General features: G+C 62.8%; 23 protein-coding genes and 2 pseudogenes. 14 read left to right on the top strand and 11 right to left on the bottom strand.

The features are described 5' to 3' along the window. Nucleotides 1-54: 54 nt before the first annotated feature. Nucleotides 55-879: an alpha/beta fold hydrolase gene (locus QFZ33_RS15830; RefSeq protein WP_307028990.1), complete on the bottom strand. Its 825-nt coding sequence runs from the start codon at nt 877-879 to the stop codon at nt 55-57. 182 nt (nt 880-1,061) lie between these two features. Here QFZ33_RS15830 and QFZ33_RS15825 point away from each other — a divergent pair, with 182 nt between their 5' ends. From QFZ33_RS15825 to QFZ33_RS15815, 3 genes are read left to right on the top strand one after another with little or no spacing between them, the layout of a single operon-like run. Continuing rightward, nucleotides 1,062-1,400, top strand: coding sequence for an ArsR/SmtB family transcription factor (locus tag QFZ33_RS15825; RefSeq protein ID WP_307028988.1), 339 nt, complete (start codon nt 1,062-1,064; stop codon nt 1,398-1,400). A gap of 1 nt (nt 1,401) precedes the next feature. Then, a complete protein-coding gene (locus QFZ33_RS15820; RefSeq protein WP_307028986.1) occupies nt 1,402-2,046 on the top strand; it encodes a dihydrofolate reductase family protein in 645 nt (214 codons plus the stop codon). Between the two features lie 10 nt (nt 2,047-2,056). Beyond that, on the top strand, nt 2,057-2,527 hold the full coding sequence (locus QFZ33_RS15815; protein WP_307028984.1) for an SRPBCC domain-containing protein: 471 nt from the start codon (nt 2,057-2,059) through the stop codon (nt 2,525-2,527). A 208-nt stretch (nt 2,528-2,735) separates the two neighbouring features. Here QFZ33_RS15815 and QFZ33_RS15810 read toward each other — a convergent pair whose 3' ends face one another. The 4 genes from QFZ33_RS15810 to QFZ33_RS15795 all read right to left on the bottom strand — a co-directional run bounded on the left by QFZ33_RS15810 (nt 2,736) and on the right by QFZ33_RS15795 (nt 4,618). After that, nucleotides 2,736-3,179, bottom strand: coding sequence for an SRPBCC family protein (locus QFZ33_RS15810; protein ID WP_307028982.1), 444 nt, complete (start codon nt 3,177-3,179; stop codon nt 2,736-2,738). A gap of 29 nt (nt 3,180-3,208) precedes the next feature. Beyond that, a complete protein-coding gene (locus QFZ33_RS15805; protein WP_307028980.1) occupies nt 3,209-3,547 on the bottom strand; it encodes an ArsR/SmtB family transcription factor in 339 nt (112 codons plus the stop codon). Then, nucleotides 3,544-4,008: an SRPBCC domain-containing protein gene (locus tag QFZ33_RS15800; RefSeq protein WP_307028978.1), complete on the bottom strand. Its 465-nt coding sequence runs from the start codon at nt 4,006-4,008 to the stop codon at nt 3,544-3,546. The genes QFZ33_RS15805 and QFZ33_RS15800 overlap by 4 nt, the downstream gene beginning before the upstream one ends. Nucleotides 4,009-4,468: 460 nt before the next feature. Further along, nucleotides 4,469-4,618: a hypothetical protein gene (locus QFZ33_RS15795; RefSeq protein WP_307028976.1), complete on the bottom strand. Its 150-nt coding sequence runs from the start codon at nt 4,616-4,618 to the stop codon at nt 4,469-4,471. A gap of 387 nt (nt 4,619-5,005) precedes the next feature. Between QFZ33_RS15795 and QFZ33_RS15790 the strand changes: the two genes are divergently transcribed. From QFZ33_RS15790 to QFZ33_RS15785, 3 genes and pseudogenes are all read left to right on the top strand, one after another. After that, nucleotides 5,006-5,284 carry a YciI family protein gene (locus QFZ33_RS15790; protein WP_307028974.1) on the top strand — a complete coding sequence of 93 codons (279 nt, stop codon included), beginning with the start codon at nt 5,006-5,008 and terminating at the stop codon, nt 5,282-5,284. 259 nt (nt 5,285-5,543) lie between these two features. Further along, nucleotides 5,544-5,627 (top strand): annotated as a pseudogene (locus tag QFZ33_RS24010) (helix-turn-helix domain-containing protein); the annotation flags it as partial. Between the two features lie 393 nt (nt 5,628-6,020). Then, nucleotides 6,021-7,055, top strand: a complete 1,035-nt coding sequence (locus QFZ33_RS15785; protein ID WP_307028973.1) for an epimerase — start codon at nt 6,021-6,023, stop codon at nt 7,053-7,055. Nucleotides 7,056-7,160: 105 nt separating this feature from the next. Here the strand turns inward: QFZ33_RS15785 and QFZ33_RS15780 are convergent, their stop codons facing one another. After that, entirely contained in the window at nt 7,161-7,331 is a 171-nt protein-coding gene (locus QFZ33_RS15780; protein ID WP_307031849.1) for a hypothetical protein, read from the bottom strand. 129 nt (nt 7,332-7,460) lie between these two features. On the opposite strand from QFZ33_RS15780, the gene QFZ33_RS15775 reads away from it, so the two are divergent. Together QFZ33_RS15775 and QFZ33_RS15770 are read left to right on the top strand one after the other, a co-directional pair. Next, nucleotides 7,461-7,745 (top strand): GlsB/YeaQ/YmgE family stress response membrane protein, encoded by a 285-nt coding sequence (locus QFZ33_RS15775; protein WP_307028971.1) that lies wholly within the window; start codon nt 7,461-7,463, stop codon nt 7,743-7,745. 151 nt (nt 7,746-7,896) lie between these two features. Next, a complete protein-coding gene (locus tag QFZ33_RS15770) occupies nt 7,897-8,484 on the top strand; it encodes an RBBP9/YdeN family alpha/beta hydrolase (protein WP_307028969.1) in 588 nt (195 codons plus the stop codon). 154 nt (nt 8,485-8,638) lie between these two features. Here the strand turns inward: QFZ33_RS15770 and QFZ33_RS15765 are convergent, their stop codons facing one another. Beyond that, nucleotides 8,639-8,782 (bottom strand): hypothetical protein, encoded by a 144-nt coding sequence (locus QFZ33_RS15765; protein ID WP_214856258.1) that lies wholly within the window; start codon nt 8,780-8,782, stop codon nt 8,639-8,641. 287 nt (nt 8,783-9,069) lie between these two features. On the opposite strand from QFZ33_RS15765, the gene QFZ33_RS15760 reads away from it, so the two are divergent. From QFZ33_RS15760 to QFZ33_RS15750, 3 genes are all read left to right on the top strand, one after another. Beyond that, nucleotides 9,070-9,249 (top strand): hypothetical protein, encoded by a 180-nt coding sequence (locus QFZ33_RS15760; RefSeq protein WP_307028966.1) that lies wholly within the window; start codon nt 9,070-9,072, stop codon nt 9,247-9,249. A 684-nt stretch (nt 9,250-9,933) separates the two neighbouring features. Further along, nucleotides 9,934-11,700, top strand: coding sequence for an FAD-dependent oxidoreductase (locus QFZ33_RS15755; protein WP_307028965.1), 1,767 nt, complete (start codon nt 9,934-9,936; stop codon nt 11,698-11,700). Continuing rightward, complete coding sequence (locus QFZ33_RS15750) at nt 11,684-12,550, top strand: hypothetical protein (protein ID WP_307028962.1); 867 nt, start codon at nt 11,684-11,686, stop codon at nt 12,548-12,550. The genes QFZ33_RS15755 and QFZ33_RS15750 overlap by 17 nt, the downstream gene beginning before the upstream one ends. 653 nt (nt 12,551-13,203) lie before the next feature. Here the strand turns inward: QFZ33_RS15750 and QFZ33_RS15745 are convergent. Both QFZ33_RS15745 and QFZ33_RS15740 read right to left on the bottom strand, forming a co-directional pair. Further along, a pseudogene (locus QFZ33_RS15745) lies at nt 13,204-13,524 on the bottom strand (hypothetical protein); the annotation flags it as partial. Between the two features lie 59 nt (nt 13,525-13,583). Continuing rightward, the gene (locus tag QFZ33_RS15740) at nt 13,584-13,718 is read right to left on the bottom strand and encodes a hypothetical protein (protein ID WP_307031989.1); all 135 of its coding nucleotides are present in this window, start codon (nt 13,716-13,718) and stop codon (nt 13,584-13,586) included. A gap of 179 nt (nt 13,719-13,897) precedes the next feature. On the opposite strand from QFZ33_RS15740, the gene QFZ33_RS15735 reads away from it, so the two are divergent. Further along, complete coding sequence (locus tag QFZ33_RS15735) at nt 13,898-14,641, top strand: cysteine hydrolase family protein (protein ID WP_307028961.1); 744 nt, start codon at nt 13,898-13,900, stop codon at nt 14,639-14,641. Nucleotides 14,642-14,909: 268 nt separating this feature from the next. After that, the gene (locus QFZ33_RS15730; RefSeq protein ID WP_307028959.1) at nt 14,910-15,809 is read left to right on the top strand and encodes a DNA/RNA non-specific endonuclease; all 900 of its coding nucleotides are present in this window, start codon (nt 14,910-14,912) and stop codon (nt 15,807-15,809) included. Nucleotides 15,810-16,478: 669 nt separating this feature from the next. On the opposite strand, the gene QFZ33_RS15725 is transcribed toward QFZ33_RS15730, so the two are convergent. Continuing rightward, on the bottom strand, nt 16,479-16,619 hold the full coding sequence (locus tag QFZ33_RS15725; protein ID WP_307028957.1) for a hypothetical protein: 141 nt from the start codon (nt 16,617-16,619) through the stop codon (nt 16,479-16,481). A 212-nt stretch (nt 16,620-16,831) separates the two neighbouring features. Further along, the gene (locus QFZ33_RS15720) at nt 16,832-17,236 is read right to left on the bottom strand and encodes a DUF4241 domain-containing protein (protein ID WP_307031847.1); all 405 of its coding nucleotides are present in this window, start codon (nt 17,234-17,236) and stop codon (nt 16,832-16,834) included. Between the two features lie 130 nt (nt 17,237-17,366). On the opposite strand from QFZ33_RS15720, the gene QFZ33_RS15715 reads away from it, so the two are divergent. Further along, a complete protein-coding gene (locus QFZ33_RS15715) occupies nt 17,367-17,882 on the top strand; it encodes an RNA polymerase sigma factor (protein WP_307028954.1) in 516 nt (171 codons plus the stop codon). Nucleotides 17,883-17,912: the final 30 nt, after the last annotated feature.

Raw genomic sequence — 17,912 nt, 5'->3', positions numbered from 1 at the left:
CAAGGCCAATGCTTCTGGTGCAGCCCATGCAGTCAGACACTAACGGATCCGCCCCTAGGCCGAGTCGGCCGTAAAGAATTCCTTGAGCTGGGGCGCTATTGCAGCCGCCGCTGCCTGATGCGTTTGCCCTTCCAACATCCGGAGTTCGCTTCCCGGTATAGCGGCCGCGATAGCCGTTTGTGCGTCTGACATCGGAGCTGCGGCCTTCCCTCCGACCATGACAAGTGTCGGAAGAGTGATCTGGCGAAACTTTTCCAATGGAGCCACAAAGTTGTTCGTTACATAAGTCTCATAGGGCAGCGTGTTGGCAGCGGCAGTCTGCTTCTTCCAGGTTCCAGGCCTGAGGCGAATCACGAGCGGGACAAATGCCGGCAACCCGATCATCTTCACGAGGAAGTATGACACTGCCGCACCCCGCTTCCCTTCCTGAATCAGACTTTCAAGGTGTTCCCGGTGATCAGTCCGTGCGCCCTGGTCGTTGCCGGAACCGGTGTAGGGGGCTTCGTAGGTGACAAGGCGCCGGATTTTCGCACCCGCCGCTGCGGCTTCCAGGGCAAGGGCCGCACCGGAGGAGATCCCATAGACGTAGGAATCCGGACCGGCCTGGCCCAGTATTGCCTGTAAATCCTCAATCTCCCGTTCCATTGCGTAAGGCATCACTTCCCCGCTCTGACCGCGACCGCGCCGGTCGTAGAAATAAACCCTGAAGGAATCTGCCAATTCGGTGGCGAGTTCACGGGCAGGCCCGAACGATCGGCCGCAGAACGCGCCGTCAACCAGTACCAGGCTCGGACCAGTCCCGAGGCGTTCGACGCTAAGGCGCGTACCGTCGGGCGAAACGACAGTCAGGACGCTTCCCGGTTCTTTTGTCTTGGCCATTGCAGTGCTCCATTCAGTTGGAGGTCAAGGTGGTGCAGGGACAGAGACCATCCTCTGCAGTAATGATGCCAAGCTACTGGAGAAGGGCCACGTATCGATGTGGAACACACACGGACACAGAGCCAACGCTCTTTTGCGTGAATTGATTGACAAACTCTTCCTCCATCCCAACACTTAGGTTTGTGCCTAAGTATTACGAAGAGCTCGACTACGTGCTCCGTGCTCTCGCGGATCCCACACGCCGAGCCCTCGTGGAGCGATTGGCGAAGTCCCCAGCGGTCGTGTCCGAACTCGCGGAACCTTTCGAGATGGCGTTGCCGTCGCTCATGCAGCACTTGCGCGTCCTCGAGAACGCGGGAGTGGTCACGTCGGAAAAACTTGGACGTGTCCGCACCGTGAGCCTGCGCCCAGGTGCCCTCGACGTTCTGCACCTGTGGCTCGGCGAGCAGCGAACACCCGCAGAACACCACGCCGACCGGCTTGGCATCCACCTCACCCTCACTAACCCGAAGGAAAGCTGATATGACCCGCGTTCGCATAAACCTGTTCACCTCATTGGACGGATATACGCCAGCCAACCCGACGCCCAACGATCCGATGGGCAGCGATTGGGGACGCCTAACGGAGGCGTACGCTGCAACCCGAACGTTCCGGGAGAAGGTATTCGGTGAGACCAGCGGCGCTGGAACGACCGGCGTCGATGATCGATACGCTGTCGCGTTCTTCGAGGGCGTCGGTTCCGAGATCATGGGGGCCGGCATGTTCGGCATCCACGCATTTCCAGACGACCCGGACTGGAAAGGCTGGTGGGGTGACAAGCCGTCGTTCGGAACCCCGGTCTACGTCCTCACCCACACCGCACCGCGTCCGTCGATCCCGATGGAGGGCGGGACTACGTTCCACTTCCGCAGCACCCCAATTGAGGACGTGCTCGCGGAGGCGGTCGGGGCCGCCGGTGACCTGGACGTACAAGTGGGCGGTGGCTACAGCACCGCCCGTGACTTCCTGCGCGCTGGCCTGGTCGATGACTTGCACCTCACAGTGGCCCCGATTTTCCTCGGCCGGGGCAACCGGCTGTGGGATGACCTGCGCGCCTTCGAGCTGACCCACCAGGTAACGACGGAAGTGGCCGAAAGCGGCACGATCCACGTCACTCTGACGCGATAGAAACGTACTCATGACGATCCAACGACGACTCGCCCGCTCTGGTTTTACCCTGACCCGCGATTACCCAGCATCTGTGGAGCGCGTTTGGGACGCGTTCGCTGACGAGAAGCAGAAGCTGTGCTGGTGGGGCGGCGGCAACAGCATGGAGACCCGCGACTGGGCCTTCGACTTCCGGGTCGGCGGACGGGACATAGCTGAGGGCAAATTTCACAACGGTCCAGTCTCTCGGTACGAGGCCACATACACCGACATTGTCGAGTACAACCGCATCGTCACGACGTACGACATGTGGCTCGACGGGATCCACACGTCGACGTCAGTGGCGTCGTTGGAGTTCGACCCGATCGACGAGGGCACCCGATTCACCCACGTCGAGCACGGTGTCTTCTTCGACCAGTTCTGGGCTGACAGCGACGTCCGTGAGAAGGGCACCCGGGGCCTGCTCCAGGCTCTAGGCAACTACCTCGCGTTGGGCACCTAGCGCACCTGTCAGCGACCGCTCACGCTCTCCTAAACCGAAAACCGAAAACCGAAGCGTGGAGCATGTTGGCCGCTTGACCGGGGTTTTGCATGCCGCTTTCTGCAGTTGACTTCCAACAGTCTCGTATTGCGCTCCTTGCCTAAGCCCTGCGGTTGAGCCCGTTTAGGAGTTTTATGGATCCTCGTTATTTGCGATCTCTTCAACCCGGTCAGTGCCAATTGGAGATCTTGAGGTCGTACGGCTCGGGTGCGCCGGTGCCCGTCTCGACGAGTTGCTTTAGGCTCACCAGGAACGTCGCCCACTTAGTGCTGCAGTGGTACATGAACTCGACGGGCTCCCTCCAACCCTTGTGGGCGAACAGGACGATCGCGTAGTCGCCTTCCTGTTTGAGGTCCCACCGCACCGTCGTGCCGATCCATTCGGCGGGCCCGTCGGTAACCTCCCAGAGCACGCTCCGGGAAGGATTCACTTCGAGCACCTTCACGTCGAAACCGCCGGGCTCGAACCGGAACTCTAGGGTCCCTCCGACCTCGGCCCGGCCCTTTGTGTCAGTCGCCCACCAGCCCGACAGGCCTTCGAGCGTGGTCAGGGCCGCGTACACCTCATCCACTGACGCCGACTTCATCCCGACTCTATGGAGTATGTCCACCATGTCGATTCCTCTTCTCGTATATAGCTTGTTTACTTTTCCTGGGCGCGCTGAATCGCTTCGGCGATCCGCTTGATGCGCCGCAGGCGGGCGTCCCAGGTCGACCCGACGTCCGCTAGTTGGGCGGCCGCGCGGGCGAGCTGGGCCTCGTCAACCTGGTAGCGCTTCTCGCGCCCGGAAGGGGTGACATGGACCAGGCCGACGCGATCCAGGATCACCAAGTGCTTCGAGACAGCCTGACGCGTCACCGGCAACCGCTCACTGAGAGTAGTGGGCGTGCCGGCGCCCTCGGCGAGCAAGATGTCGAGCATCCGGCGCCGGGTGGGGTCCCCGATCGCTGACCAAAGGTCGTCGTCCACTGCGACGCTCATGGCGCCGACACCAACCTGTTGATGTAGTCGCCGAGGCTGGGCACGAAGATGTCCCAACCCCGAACATGGTCGGCGTATGCCGCTTCGAGAACCGCGATCTCCCATCCCTTCTCTCGGAAGCCCGTCTCTTTCAGTTGGACCTTCGTGCCCGTGCCGGACGGCACGAGCTCGAAGGTCACCAGCAACGAGTTGGCAGGGGTCGCCACGGCTGCATCATCGTAGACCCACCGGAACGAGAACAAGCGAGGCGGTTCTGCGTCGACAACCGTGAGCGGCTGGATGTGCGGCTCTGCTGTATCCCTGCCCCATGCGATCTCGGCGACCGCGCCCGGGGTCGCCGATATATCGGTCTCCGCGCCGTTCCACCACTCCCTAATATGCTCTGGACTGCTGATTACCTCGAAGACGATCTCTGGAGACGCGTCGACGTAGATCTCTCGCTCGATGCTTCCAAATTCCATGAGCTTCCCGCTTTCTGCAACGTTTGGTTGCAGATCAACATATCGCAGGCCGACTTTTTACGCAACCATTAGTTGCTTATATTTTTCGAAGCCCTGACCACTGTCACGCCGACCCATCGGAGAGCTGGCCAAGTAAGGAACAGGCCGCCTGCCACAAAAAGGGTGCCCGTATGCCGGTCACTTAGCGGGTTTAAGGTTCCCTGACCTGTTGCGTTTGCTGCTTCGGCAGCAACCGTGCCCGTTAGGCCAGTTCGGTGAACTGTCTGCTTCAGGGGCGCTAAACGGCACGCTCCCCACGCCTTAGAGGACGACCGCGGTTCAGGCAGGATCCAGTGTCGCGAGTCGTCGTTCAGTTGGGCCGTGGGTAGCCTTCGAGGGCTAAATCGAGAAGCTGTTACCTTCGAATGAGACCCCTGACGTTAGTTAGAAACCGCCCTGTCATCGCCGGATAGTGGTCTCGTCAGTGGGTGCCGGCCCTCCAGCGGCGGATTAGGTACGCCAGCCAGATGGTGGCCGCCATCGGCAGCAGTGGGACCACTGGCTGGCCGATGGCTACGGTTACGGCGAAGAGGACCCAGAGAAAGCCGGCCAGGACCGTACTGGTGATCACTGTTTTCCGGGTGGCCGGGTATCCACTAGGAAGGTCGATCCCCTCCGTGCGAAGCTGCGTGGTCTCCAGGACAGCTCCGCGGATCAGGGGAACGAAGACGGCGGCCAGTACGCCGGCCGCAAGCAGTGAACGCCACGGTTGCGCAATGCCGGCTGCTTCGGCGGCAGATCCCCATCAGTCCACCCAGCAGGATGAGCCAGAAGATTGCCCAGCCAGCCAGGAGCCTCCGTTTCGGCGGCATGCCGTCGAGCGAGTCTGGCGGGCAGGACTGCCACACGTACTTGTTACCGTCATTGCCTGCCCCTTTGGCCACAGCCATAGAGTAGCGGTGCTTCAACTGATACAGTCTCGGCATCGTCAGATGGAGTGGGAGCTAGGAGCGGCCACATGGAATTCGTCGTGATGTATAGCCTCAGCGAAGGCATCGATCTGCCGCGCGTTCTTGAAACGTTCCCCCGCCACAAGGCCTACTATGAAGCGTTCCAAGCCGGCGGCGGCGGGCTCCTCGCGCTGGGCCGGTTCCAAACAATGGATCCGGCCGGTGCGTCGATAGCCATCCTCACCTCGCGCGAGGATGCTGAGCGCTTTGTCGCCGGTGATCCGTTCATTCTCGAGGGGCTCGCCGTTCCACGAATCCTTGAGTGGAACGCTGTGCACTTCGACTAGGCGCACCCCGTGCTAACCCGCCGATGCAGCTAGGCAGCTGGTCTGAGCTCCATGACACCGAACCATCAGCAGCTGATCGGAGTCCCGGCCCGCGCCGACCCGGGGTTTGCCGCCGCGGACTTCGCCACGAGGTTCAGGAGCGCGCGCTAAAACTCTTCCGGTCTCGGTTTTGTGGCCACGGTTCCAGCAGTGTTCTGTCGGCCTTCAAGCATTCTCCAGAGCGCCCGATGAGAGCGCCCCCTGCACATAGGATGGTCCGGTGTCCGACGAACCGAAGAAGCACCGATTCCTGACCATTGACCAGGCCGCTGAAGAGCTGAACGTGAAGCAAAGCCTCATCCGGTCACTGATCAGGAGCGGCGAGCTTCGCGGCATCCAGGTCGGCGGCCGGGCGTGTGGCGCATCGGGGCCAACGACCTCGAGGACTATATCGCCGAGGCCTACCGGCGCACCGCCGAGCACGTCGCTGCCGGCGAACTCAAGGACGACGGGGAATCGGCGACTACATGACAGCCCGCGTAAGAGTACCGGGACGGTCAGGCCACGCCGTACCCACCGTTTTTCTCACGGTCCCGCCACAGGGTAGGAAGCCCCGGTGCTCATTGAGGGCAGGGGCGGGTTGGTGTTTGGTCATTGGGTTCCGCGCTTTTGTCCAATTTCTCCTTGTGGTCGGCCCGTGTTCGCGTGACGCGAAACACCCTGCACACTATCAACCCAAGCGACGTAGCGTGGCCGTATGCGCATCCTAGTCCTCGGTGGTACTGCCTTCCTGTCAGCAGAAATCGCGCGGCAGGCGGTTGCCTCCGGGCACAATGTCACCTGTCTTGCGCGCGGCACGTCCGCGAACCCACCCGACGGAGTTGCCTGGGTCCGTGCCGACCGCGCCTTGGGTGCCGCGGCCTACGCGGAACTCGACGGCGGCTGGGACTCGGTAGTTGAGGTGTCACAGGATCCTGTGCAGGCTCGGGACGCGTTGGGATTACTGGGGGCCGGCGCCGCGCATTGGACGTTCGTCTCGAGTTGCTCCGTTTACGCGGACCATTCGGTTCCCGGCGCCGATGAGGCCGCCGCACTCCTTGAACCCTTGCCCGAGGGCGAAGCGGGCACTCCCGAGACCTATGGTGAATCGAAATCGGCAATCGAGCAACTGACCCTTGGCCAGGTGGGGGACAAGGCCCACATTGTTCGGGCAGGGCTCATCGGAGGTCCGGGAGACGTTTCGGACCGCTACGGATACTGGCCTGCCCGCTTTGCGACGGCCACCACGGACCCGGTCCTGGTCCCGGACATACCCGGCGCCGCGACCCAGATCATCGATGTCCGGGACCTTGCCGCCTGGATCATCCAAGCGGCCGAAGCCGGACTGACGGGCGCCTACAATGCGCTGGGAGACGTTGTGCCGTTCGGTGAGTACCTTGCCGAGTCGCAACGAGCGGCCCGGGCGACGGCCGACGGGGGTGCGCAGGCTGAGGCGGGTATGCAGGAGGAGCCTGTATGGGCTGACCCTGGGTGGCTTCATGCCCAAGGCGTTCAATATTGGGCCGGGCCCGACTCGCTTCCTCTGTGGCTGCCACCGGACTACGGGGGACACGCGACGCGGTCAAACCGGGCTGCGCGGGAACGCGGCTTGTCCCTGCGCCCGTGGCAGGAAACGCTTCTTGCAACCCTGGAGGATGAGCGCCAGCGTGGCTTGGACAGGGAGCGCAAGGCCGGCCTGGGCCGCGAAACCGAACGCAGGCTCGTGGCACTTTGGCGAGGGCAACAGCGTTAGGCTGCGTTCGTCGTAGTTTTGACCTCGCGCTCCAGGACACCCGGCCGATGGATGCCATCGTGTTCCATCACGACCTACTCGGCGCCGACGATCCGAAGAGCTTCTTCAGCATCGCGCAGTGATGGAGCGCGCCGCGCCTAGTAGAACGAAATGAGTTCTACGAGCTCCCCGAACGCGGTCTTCGTGGTTGTTCCGGGCGATGTCTGCCTGCGTGACGATACCGACCAGGTCATGGCCGTCGATGACAGACAGTCGGCGCAGCTGGTGCTCTCCCATGGTCCTGATCGCTTCTACTGTGGAATCGTCCAATCATGGATGCTTGTCAGATGCTAAGCACGCTGATCATACTCAGAGTATGACCGGTGATAACCGGCCTGCAGCCAGCTGACAAGAAAGAAGCGCGCCATGGGAATCCTCGGATTTCTCATTCTCGGCCTGATCGCGGGAGCCATCGCGAAGGCCATCCTTCCCGGCCGGCAGGGCGGCGGGTGGCTGGTAACCCTGCTCCTTGGCGTTGTCGGAGCGATCCTCGGCGGGTGGATCGGCTCGCTGATCTTTGGCGGCGGCCTCGGAAGTTTCTTCAACCTCCGTACCTGGCTACTGGCCATCCTGGGATCCGTCATCGCACTGGGAGTGTTCGCCGCCACAACGGGCGGAAGGCGGGGGATTTTTTCCCGGCGGAGGATCTGAACGACCACAGAGGTCCTACAGCGAAGGGCGCCGCGGCGACACCTCACAATATGCCTGGAAGCACCCGACCGGTTAGATGAGATGACGCCTGTGGGCAACCACCCATCTTGAAGGGCGCTTAAGGCAGATGGACCGTTTAGGGTCTTTGCGTATGAAAGCAACATCCGACAACCGCCCGACTCGATCCGTCCAGCGCGTCGTCATCGTCCACGGGTACGAAGCCGCACCGGACGCACACTGGTTCCCTTGGCTCCAAAACGCACTCCAAGCCGAAGGCATAGGCGTCACAGTCGTCCCTCTCCCTGCCCCGGATGCTCCTGAAACGGCAGCTTGGGAGAACGCTGTCAGTGCTGCACTTGGAGTGCCCAATGCGAGAACGGTGGTCGTGGCGCATTCCCTTGGTGTGATCACTGCACTGCGCGTGTTGGCTGCCCTTCCGGAGCCATGGGAGCTCGGCGGTCTTGTGCTGGTAGCGGGCTTCACTAAACCACTGGAAGCATTGCCGGAACTCAATGGCTACCTCGCAACTGACGTCGACGCTGAACGGGTAGCAGGCAGCATTGCTGAGCGAACAGTAATCCGCTCCGATACGGACCCCTTCGTACCACCGGCAGTATCAGATGACCTAGCCAAGCGCCTCGACGCACAGCTGCAGGTTCACCCAGGAGCAGGACACTTCATGGCAGAAGACGGGGTGACAACCCTGCCAGCTGTGCTTGACCTGCTGCGGTCGCCCTAGGGAACGGCTATTCGTCGAAGAAAACGTCGCCACTGTTCATCGCCGATCCCTGGCCTGAGCCGCAACGAAATCTGCTGGCGGATGTCGGACCACTACCCGCCTCGGTGTTGGTTCCTGCTCCAGTGACCTGAGCGACTACGCAGGTGCGGGGGATTCAGCCTCCCGACGGGTTCTCAACCGGTGTGCCGTCCGGGTCTTCCGTAATGGGGCGGTCTTCCTCGGGTTGGGTGTTCGGGTTTTCAGCTTCAGGGTCCTTGGGCTTGCCGTGGGGCTGTCCTTCAGTTCCGGGGTTGCTCACGATGTTCCTCCTGTTGCTTTTCGTGCCGTGTTCGATGACGTAATCCCACCACAAAGGGACGCATGTTCACAGGGTCGCCGAAGCCCATGCTCTGGTGGCCCGCTTCGGAGAGACTCCAGGACATTGCGCAGGGGCGAGATCGAGACGCTGGCACGACACCTCTTTTTTCGGCTCATACAAGGTACTCGCGGCCAGGGATAAACATTGTGCGATCCCATTACCCGACTATGGGGCATTAAAGGGCCCTGACAGGGCATCTTCGCCTGCTTCGGCGTCGAATAACCGGTATGAACTACTACAGCCCGGCGGCGCAGGAACGGGCCAGAGACGCCGCATACGATGCAGTTGAAAAGGTATTTAGCAGCATGTTCGAACCGCTTAGCCGGCATGCCCTGACAGCCCGCTGGAACCAAGCCATGGAAGCCATGGCCAAACACCTCGAAGCCCAAGACAACGGCATGGAATAACTTTGACGACGGCAGCGCCACCGGATCCCACCTGTGAACCTCCGGAACAAGAAGTCACTGATGGGAGAGCTCGCCAGCTGCCGCGATGTTGCCGATTGCCGGTTCCAGGAAGGACCGAACCCCTCCTTCCGCACGCCCCAGCGGGGTGGTAATGCCCAAGGCTCGTGCCTGGCTATTCCGGGACCGGCAGACGTCGAGCTAGAGGGTGGACGGCTAAAACGATGGCCCCGTCGTTGACCCGGAACCGGGATGAGTGGCGGGGGATGCCCCGGGAGACGGTACGTGTGGGCACTGGCATGCTGTGAGGGTGATGAATCGCAGTATCCGATGTGGCCGCGTGGGCGCAGATATAGCCAACATCCCGGGCCGTCATCGCTGAGGCACTCCAGACATCCTGTTCCAACGGGTGTGGCGGCGAGGCTGTTTCCCGGCATTGGGCGATCCTCCATGGGGTCCTCCATTTCCATCGCTCCGGTTATGCTCAGGTCATCCCGCTTGCCCACCGTCGGGAGTATTCTGGCAGAACTCCGCGCCCTTGGAATGACAGAATCGAGGCGACAGCCCGGGCCCGGTACAACTCCGACCGAAGGACCTTCCCGGAGGCAACGAGCACCGCTTGTCCCCAATGTCCTAGCGCGAGTATCGTGAGCGCCACTGAACCATTGAACCGAAAAGACGGCGGCCATGGATCACTCGGTTCCGATCATGCTGATTGCCACCACAGACCCGACCTCTCGGCGCATTATTGAAGATGAGTTACGTCGACGCTACGGTGCCGACTACGAGGTGGTGGCCTGCGCCGACCACGCCCACGGGCGGGCGGTGCTTGAGGGGCTCCGCCGCTGGAATCGCCCGGTCGCCCTCATACTTGGGTGCTACGGACCGGGTGACCGCGATGGACTCGATTTCCTGCGGCGTGCCTATGGCTTTCACCCGGCCGCCAAGCGCGGTGTTGTGGTGACATGGGGTGACTTCGCCAGCGCCCCCACTGTATTCCGGGCGATCGCGCAGGGGTACGCCGAATTGGTGGTCATACGTCCCGAACGATTGCGCGACGAAGAATTCCATGGGGCGATTACCGACGCCCTCGACGACTGGCACCTGGCCCAAGGGGTCGGGTTCGAGGCGGTCCGGCTGATCGGGGAGGTGGGCGATGAAAGGACTCATACGTTGCGCGACTCCTTGAGCCGAAACCACATCCCGGTGGGCTTCTACCCTGTCGGGTCCGAGACGGCGGAACGGACGCTGGAGAGCGTGAACTTGCGCGACCCCGTGCTGCCGGTCATGGTGCTGCAGTTCACCGCTTCACCAATTGTCCTTGAGAACCCCAGTGACCTGGAGATCGCCGAAGCGATGGGGGTGACGCGACCGCCACCGGCGGACAAGATCTTCGATGTGGTGGTCGTGGGAGCCGGTCCCTCCGGTCTCGCGGCCGCCGTGTATGCCTCCTCTGAGGGCCTCTCCACCATGGTGGTGGAGGAAGAAGCTGTGGGAGGCCAGGCCGGCACCAGCTCGTTGATCCGCAACTACCCTGGCTTCTCCCGCGGTGTGAGTGGCGCCCACCTGGCCTACCGCTCATTTCAGCAGGCCTGGACTTTGGGCACGGACTTCCTGTTCTTGCGGAAGGTGGAGGGGCTCAGCGCGGACGGTGCATTGTACGCTGCGTCGATTTCAGATGGCAGTGTCGTACGGTGCCGCACAGTCGTGGTGGCCACCGGCGTGGACTACCGTCGCCTCGGCATACCTCAGCTAGAGGATCTGGTCGGCAGAGGCGTCTTCTACGGGGCCACAGTCTCCGAGGCGCCGTCGATGGCCGGAAAGCACGTCTGTGTCGTGGGTGGCGGCAACTCGGCCGGACAGGCGGTTCTGCACCTTGCGAAGTACGCGAACAGGGTAACGCTGCTAGTGCGAGGACCCACTCTGTCGGTCAGTATGTCGGACTACCTCATCTCCCAACTTGAGGCCACCCGGAACGTTGCGATCCGCTATAGCACCATGATCGTGGGGGCCCGCGATCGGGACGGATTCCTTGCCGCCGTCACGGTCGCCGCATCTGGAGCCGCCGACGCAACCTCGAGCGAGGAGATCGAAGCGGGCGGCATGTTCGTGCTGATCGGTTCGGTGCCGCGGACCTCCTGGCTGCCCGACACCGTAGAGCGTGACCCAGCCGGTTTTTTGCGCACGGGCGCCAGCCGGGATGTCAGTGACGCCGGGTCCGTCAGGCCGGACAGGTCGCGATTGGTGCTGGAAACCAGCATGCCCGGCATTTTCGCGATCGGCGACGTGCGGGCCGGTTCGATCAAAAGAGTGGCTACCGCAGTCGGGGACGGCGCCACCGTGGTCTCGATGCTTCACGCTTACCTAGCCGAGAACCCCCAGCCTGCCTCGCCCCCTGCCCATGGTGAGGCAGCCGCACCCGAGGAGCTGCCCGGTGATGTCCGCTTCAACTGAGGTCACACCGTTGATTACGCCGATGCGGTGGCTGCTCTACGTCGCTGCATTCCTCGTGTTTCTTGCCGGGCTCGTGCTGTTCGTGTTTCCCCTCCGGACTGAGGAATGGTTCGCGTGGACAGTCAATCCGCCCATGACCGCGGTCTTCCTCGGGGCAGCATACTGGTCGAGCGCCGGCCTGGAGGTGACGGGCGCCCGCTCAGCGAGTTGGGATTTAGCGAGGCTGGCAGTCTGGCCCGTGTTCGTCTTCACGACTTTGACCTTCGGAGTCACCCTGCTTCATCTCGATCGCTTTCACCTGTCGTCAGACACTGCCCCCGCTGCCCAAGTGGCCACCTGGGCGTGGCTGGCAATCTATGCCATCGTGCCCGTGGCGATGCTCGTCATCAGCTGGATGCAGATCCGGTCCGGGCGTCCTGCCTCAATGTCCGTAACGGCGGGACGGCCAGTACTACCCCCGGCGCTCCGACTGCTCCTGGTGGGAATCGCCGGGGTACTGCTGCTATATGGCGTGGCGCTCCTGGCAGTACCCATTCATGCGGCGACGTGGTGGCCGTGGCCACTGTCCGAGCTCACAGCGAGGGCGATAGGAGCTTGGCTGGTCGGTCTTGGGTGGGCGGCCGCGCAGGGCCAGTTGAGCGGCGACCTCCGCACCGTCCGCCCCGTGGCCCTAACCTCCGTTGCCTTCGTCATTCTGCAGGCGCTTGCCCTGCTGCGATATGGCGACGCCCTGACATGGCCGAGCGCGCCGGCGATCGGCTTCCTAACCGTACTACTTGCCATTGGAGTGGCCGGTGGATGGGCACTCGCCCTACCCCGTTCGCCGGTAGCCCGGGCCGGAGTTACGTGAGCGACCCTCCCGCATAGGCTTGCTCCTCCGGACTGGTCGGGCCCCGACCACCCAACACCCGGCACCTAGAAACTGCTGCGCGACTAGGCCTTCAGCGGATCAACCACTTCTTCATCGCGGAGCGCTTCATCGGTGACCCGGCGAAGATGATGCGAAGCCCAATAGGTGCAGGCTCCACAAGCAGCCCGCGCGTCATGGTCCAACCCGCGTCCGGCGCCGTTCCCCGTCATGGAGGACGAGAAGGTTCGTGCTGACGCACCTGGTACCCGACGCCTCTGCCTACCGCGAATGGGAACATGCGCTGAAGCGCTCGGCCCGTGAGGCCGGGTACACCGGGGGACTCACCTCAGTCAGGAGTTGCCGGACGTGCCGTTGGATCGGCCCCTGCGCTGACTTTGAGGCAGGCGCTCGGGCGTCAGCCGGTAATAGGCAGCCGGTCCGCATCGACATGAACTCCTGTCACGTAACATTGATCCGAGACACGAGCCACCAGCCACTTCCTTCATCCAGGGCTGTACTTGGCCGACTGTGCGAGCGGAAGCTAGTTGGCGGTAGTGCAGAGGTCATGTCCTTGCCCTGTTCAGCCGTCCAGCCGAGTCTCCATGCCCAGAAGCGCATTTGGACGTTGTATGTGAGCACCCGCAGTCGTCGCGTCACCAGACCACCATCCCCATGGGTTGCCGGACGTTGAGGTCGGCGAGATGAATCTGAGTCGTGACCTGGCTGAAAGTGTCGTTGATCGTCACCATGCGGCCGGCGGCGGCGGTCGAGTTGGCCGGCGTCGCGGCGGTGAGGGCTCCCGTCGCGGCATCGAGCCGGCTGATCCGCTTCGCGCCGATCGCGGCGACCGTGGGCGTACCTCCGACACCGAAAGAGACCCATCCGGAGCCGTCGATGCCGTCCATGCGCACTACTCGCCCGCTGCCGGTGTCCGCGATGTAGATGCGTGACTTGCTGTCCACCGCCACGCCGGTGGGCTGGTTGAACTCCCCAGTACCGGAGCCGTAGGCACCGAAAGTGCGCCACCGCTGCCTTAGGCGTCGTCGATCGACGCCACCCGGTGGTTGCCGCCGTCGGCGATCAGGAACCCGCCGGCGATCCGCGCGACCGCACGTGGGGTCCGAAACTCGCTGGTGCCTGAACCTGAGGCTCCGAGCCAATTCGGCACCGCGGACGTGAAGTCGTCGCCTCGTTCCGGTCTACGTGACCGGATTCCGATCTAGTTGGTAATGTTCCTGGTCGGCCTGTTGCCTCACTAGAATTCGAGTCTTAACCTGCTGATATAGGTTGAACTTCTACCCATTATCGCGTCGGGCGCTGTGAGGCGTCCTCGTCACAGGATGGCACATGACACGGCAGGACATGCTGACGGTCGAGGCTCGGCCCGGGCCTTTCGGTCTCGATCTCAGCCACGCGGCGGTGATCGTCGTCGACATGACGAACGACTTCGGATCGACGGGTGGCATGTTCGAACGGGCCGGCATCGACATCGCCCCGATCCGAGCGGCCGTCGGGCCAATAGTTCGCGTCGTGGACGCGGCGCGGGAGGTGGGGATCCCGATCGTTTATCTGAAGATGGGGTTCCGGCCAGATCTCTCCGACCTCGGGCCAGATCATTCGACCAACCGCCAGCGCCACCTGTTCATGGGCGCAGGTGAACCGGTGGTGGCGCCGGACGGCACCCCCAGCCGCGTGCTTGTCCGCGACACCTGGAACACCGACATCGTTGATGAGTTGGCGCCGGCCCCGGGGGATCACGTCATTTACAAGCGCCGCTTCAGTGGCTTCTTCCAGACCGAGCTGGAAGGGCTGCTGCGGAGTCAGGCGGTTCGGGACATCATCTTTACGGGCTGCACAACGAGCATCTGCGTCGAGTCGACGCTCAGAGATGCGATGTTCCGGGACTTCCGCTGCCTCCTGCTGGAAGACTGCACCGCCGAGCCTATCGGCGCTGCGGCTGATCGCACCAATCACGAGGCATCGTTGCTCTCTATCGAGACACTCTTCGGATGGGTAGCCACATCGACCGCGCTGCTCCACGAGCTTACGGCGGCCGAACCGGCAGATCTTCGTCCCGCTACCACTGTCTGAGACACGGCCCCGGACGCAACCACCCGCTCCCTGTCTGCTGCAGGAACCCAGAAGCCGCGCCACGATCCCATGTGGCGCGGCATTCCTGTGGGCCCGTACACATAGGGGCATGAGAAACCTCAAGCTGGACTCGACTGGTTTTCTGCGTACCAGCGCGATGGCGGTGTGACGACCCGAAAATTCTTTTTCACCGTCCCTGAGTAAAGGAGCCGCCTCGTTTTGGCCCATCGTTCATCTGGTTGCCAGTGACCGCTGGTATTGTCCGCTCATGGACGAATTGCTGACCGACCTGAACCCCACCGCAAGCGCCAAAGACTATGCCGGCCGTGACGGTTTCGACGAGAACTTCCTGGGCGTGCACGTGCCGCTGCCGGGCCTCGACGGCGCGGAGACGGTCCTGCTGCCCTACACGCACTTCTCGGTGCTGATGCGCCTCGACAAGCGTCTGGCCGCGGTCACCGGCGTGGGAATCGATGGCGAGAAGCTCATGCACCTGGACCGGTCCGGGATCAACTGGCGGCTGGATCCGCGGCTGAGGGAGGACCAGCAGACGGGGGAGCGGGTGTACGCCCACAATGACATCGACCGCGGTCACCTCGTCCGCCGGTCTTCGGCGTGCTGGGGCGAAACCGTCGCAGAGGCCGAGCAGGCCAACGAGGACACCTTCCATTACACCAACGCCGCCCCACAGGCCGCCAAGTTCAACCAGGGCATGGAACTGTGGCTGGGCATCGAGGACTACCTCCAGGAGCACGCCGCCCAGTACCGCAGCCGGGCCGTGGTCTTCACCGGTCCGATCTTCAGTGCCCTCGATCCGGTATACCGGGGCGTGGACATCCCGCTGCGCTTCTTCAAGGTCGCCGCCTTCATCCACGACAGCGAGCTGGCGGCCACCGGATACGTGGTGGACCAGTCCCCGCAACTGGCCGACATGCCGGACATGCCGCGTCCTGGGGTCACGGAGGATGTCCCGCCGCTGGGCCCGTTCCGCACCTTCCAGGCCCCGATCAGGGACATCGCCGTACTGACCGGGCTGGACTTGGACCAGCTGGTCGAAGTGGACCGGATGCCCATCGCCGCGACCATCGGAGCAGCCCCAGTGGGATCCACCTGGCGTGAGCTGGGAGCCGTCGAAGATCTAGACCTGGACTTCGATCTGGAGGGCTAGAGCCGGGTCCAAGCGGGGCCAACTCAACAACCATTTGGACTGCCAACGAGGCGTTCCAAGGAATTCCATAGTTCTTCCAAGGACGAATGTGGACACTTGAATCGGTCGGCGGCGGTGAACCATCGGTCCACCCTCCGGGACTTGGCTTCCTAACCCAGTCCGCCGTCGACAACCACACACCCCCATCAAGGGCAGGTGCCTCGGCGCAGCCGAGAGCGCGCACGACCGGGAATCGCGAGCATAGGCCGGCATGCACAGGCGCACCAACCATCCGTGGAGCTTCATTCGGCCAGAGTGCCCTGAACCCACGACTGTGAAAGCGCCTCCAGCGATTCCGCTAGGCTGAGGTCCATGACGTTGGGGGACGCGGGCCAGACGCATAAGTGCGTAGACAACGACCGGCGGGCGCCATGAGTCCCTTCATCTTCCTGCCAGTCATCGTGGGCGTGCTCTGGCTCATCCACGCCTGTGTGGGGATCGCCAGGTCTGGCCGTCCTCGCGCTTGCTTCTTTCTCGCCTTCGTGGCGAAGACATCTGAGCCCCAGGTCCGGACACCAGCGAACTTGGCGGAGTCATCGAATTCATCCTCACGCTGGAGACCGGTTCGTCTTTGTGGCGACGGCTGGCCGGCATATCAGACCTGAGCGCCGTAAACAGGCGGCGCCCTTCCTAGGGCTGGTGTTCTTCTTCGCGATTCTGAATGCTGTTGGCATTGGTGACCCTGTGAAGCTCGTGGCCCCGGACGGCCAGTCCGTTCTCATCACCCAGGACGGCTTCGATGGCGGCATCGTCAACATCTACACCGAGCACGGCGACTTTCCCTACAGGTTCGACCGATTCGCCTCGGACTTATCCAGATGGCCGGGGGTCAAAGACCAGGACTGCCGGCTCGACTCCTCCGGCGACGGGCTCCAGCTCACCTGTGCGACGAAGGTCTTGGCGCTCAAGCCCGCAAAGCCCACTCCCATCGCCCCAGCCGGAATGGGACAGCACGACGTTCTCACCGTCCTCGCCCAGTGGCATCACGATGTTTGCAGCGCCGGGCGGATGCGGTCCGTCGGCGTCCATGAGGTCGAACCAGCAGTCGGGGGGTCTTCTGATTCGAAAACTTCCTCGTACCAGGTTGACTCATGCGGCATGCAGCCGGTTACAGCCTCGGCGTCAACGAAGGCCACGGTCCCGGTGCTTACGCCCCCGCCGTAGAACTGGCCGTCCGGCCCGCGGGCAGCTTCCACGGCCACTGACTCCGCCGGGGAGAGGATGAGGGAAAGGTAGGCCTCACGCAGATTCGATCCGTCCTGTTCAGGCGAGACGTCCGCGATGGTGACGCGGACCGGGTAGTCGCCAGGCGGAATCTTCACGATCACCGGCTGGTCCAGGTTCACGAAGGGGTCGCAGCCGCCCAATGCCCCTGAGGGGACGCGCAGGTCGCCCAGATTGAGAACAGTCAGTTTGCCGCCACACGATGTGCGGAGGGGGCATGTCCGCGCACCTAGCCTGCCAATATTTGTTGCGCCTGCTCGTTACACTTTCGGAGTTGCCGGACATTAACCGGGTATGAGCTTTCAAACAGTCCGGAAGGATCGTGCGGATTTGGAGCGGGAGAAGCGTTTCTTAGTAGCGCATGCGGCCGCTCATGACCGCATATACCGCTATCTTCGCCGGCGGACCGAGAATGCCGCGACCGCTGAAGATTTGTGCTCCGAGGTGTTCAGGATCGCTTGGGAGAAATCGACTGACAGCGCGAGCCTCACAGTCATGATCCTTTTCGGTGTCGCAAGGAACGTGCTTCGCAATCATGAACGTTCCGCTGTGCGGTCCGCGAAACTCCTCGGTGAGCTCCGCTCCGAGCGGCACGCCGAAGCGTCTGCCCGCGATTCCCCTCTTCATGAAGCCCTGCTACGGCTCGACGCGGACGAACGCGAAGTTCTCCTCCTGACCTACTGGGACGGCCTCACGTCCAAGGAAATCTCGGACTTGCTCGACACCAGTGCCACGGCGATCAGGATGCGCCTCCACCGGGCACGCAAGGCACTAAGCCGCCTAATTCAGACAGAAGGTGCAGAACTGTGAACAGGAAAACAGTAGCCGAGCAGGTGCGAA

The organism is Arthrobacter globiformis (assembly GCF_030815865.1).
In the GTDB taxonomy this organism is placed as follows: Bacteria; Actinomycetota; Actinomycetes; order Actinomycetales; family Micrococcaceae; genus Arthrobacter; species Arthrobacter globiformis_B.
This window is presented reverse-complemented; position numbering and strand designations above follow the sequence as displayed.

Bases quoted from the DNA above. Each gene is read 5' to 3' on its own strand.
- QFZ33_RS15760 (WP_307028966.1), top strand. From the start codon at position 9,070: ATGAACTACTACAGCCCGGCGGCGCAGGAACGGGCCAGAGACGCCGCA.
- QFZ33_RS15805 (WP_307028980.1), bottom strand. From the start codon at position 3,547: ATGAGCGTCGCAGTGGACGACGACCTTTGGTCAGCGATCGGGGACCCC.
- QFZ33_RS15715 (WP_307028954.1), top strand. From the start codon at position 17,367: ATGAGCTTTCAAACAGTCCGGAAGGATCGTGCGGATTTGGAGCGGGAG.
- QFZ33_RS15790 (WP_307028974.1), top strand. From the start codon at position 5,006: ATGGAATTCGTCGTGATGTATAGCCTCAGCGAAGGCATCGATCTGCCG.
- QFZ33_RS15750 (WP_307028962.1), top strand. From the start codon at position 11,684: ATGTCCGCTTCAACTGAGGTCACACCGTTGATTACGCCGATGCGGTGG.
- QFZ33_RS15730 (WP_307028959.1), top strand. From the start codon at position 14,910: ATGGACGAATTGCTGACCGACCTGAACCCCACCGCAAGCGCCAAAGAC.
- QFZ33_RS15815 (WP_307028984.1), top strand. From the start codon at position 2,057: ATGACGATCCAACGACGACTCGCCCGCTCTGGTTTTACCCTGACCCGC.
- QFZ33_RS15810 (WP_307028982.1), bottom strand. From the start codon at position 3,179: ATGGTGGACATACTCCATAGAGTCGGGATGAAGTCGGCGTCAGTGGAT.
- QFZ33_RS15775 (WP_307028971.1), top strand. From the start codon at position 7,461: ATGGGAATCCTCGGATTTCTCATTCTCGGCCTGATCGCGGGAGCCATC.
- QFZ33_RS15780 (WP_307031849.1), bottom strand. From the start codon at position 7,331: ATGGGAGAGCACCAGCTGCGCCGACTGTCTGTCATCGACGGCCATGAC.
- QFZ33_RS15820 (WP_307028986.1), top strand. From the start codon at position 1,402: ATGACCCGCGTTCGCATAAACCTGTTCACCTCATTGGACGGATATACG.
- QFZ33_RS15800 (WP_307028978.1), bottom strand. From the start codon at position 4,008: ATGGAATTTGGAAGCATCGAGCGAGAGATCTACGTCGACGCGTCTCCA.
- QFZ33_RS15755 (WP_307028965.1), top strand. From the start codon at position 9,934: ATGGATCACTCGGTTCCGATCATGCTGATTGCCACCACAGACCCGACC.
- QFZ33_RS15770 (WP_307028969.1), top strand. From the start codon at position 7,897: ATGAAAGCAACATCCGACAACCGCCCGACTCGATCCGTCCAGCGCGTC.
- QFZ33_RS15830 (WP_307028990.1), bottom strand. From the start codon at position 879: ATGGCCAAGACAAAAGAACCGGGAAGCGTCCTGACTGTCGTTTCGCCC.
- QFZ33_RS15735 (WP_307028961.1), top strand. From the start codon at position 13,898: ATGACACGGCAGGACATGCTGACGGTCGAGGCTCGGCCCGGGCCTTTC.
- QFZ33_RS15785 (WP_307028973.1), top strand. From the start codon at position 6,021: ATGCGCATCCTAGTCCTCGGTGGTACTGCCTTCCTGTCAGCAGAAATC.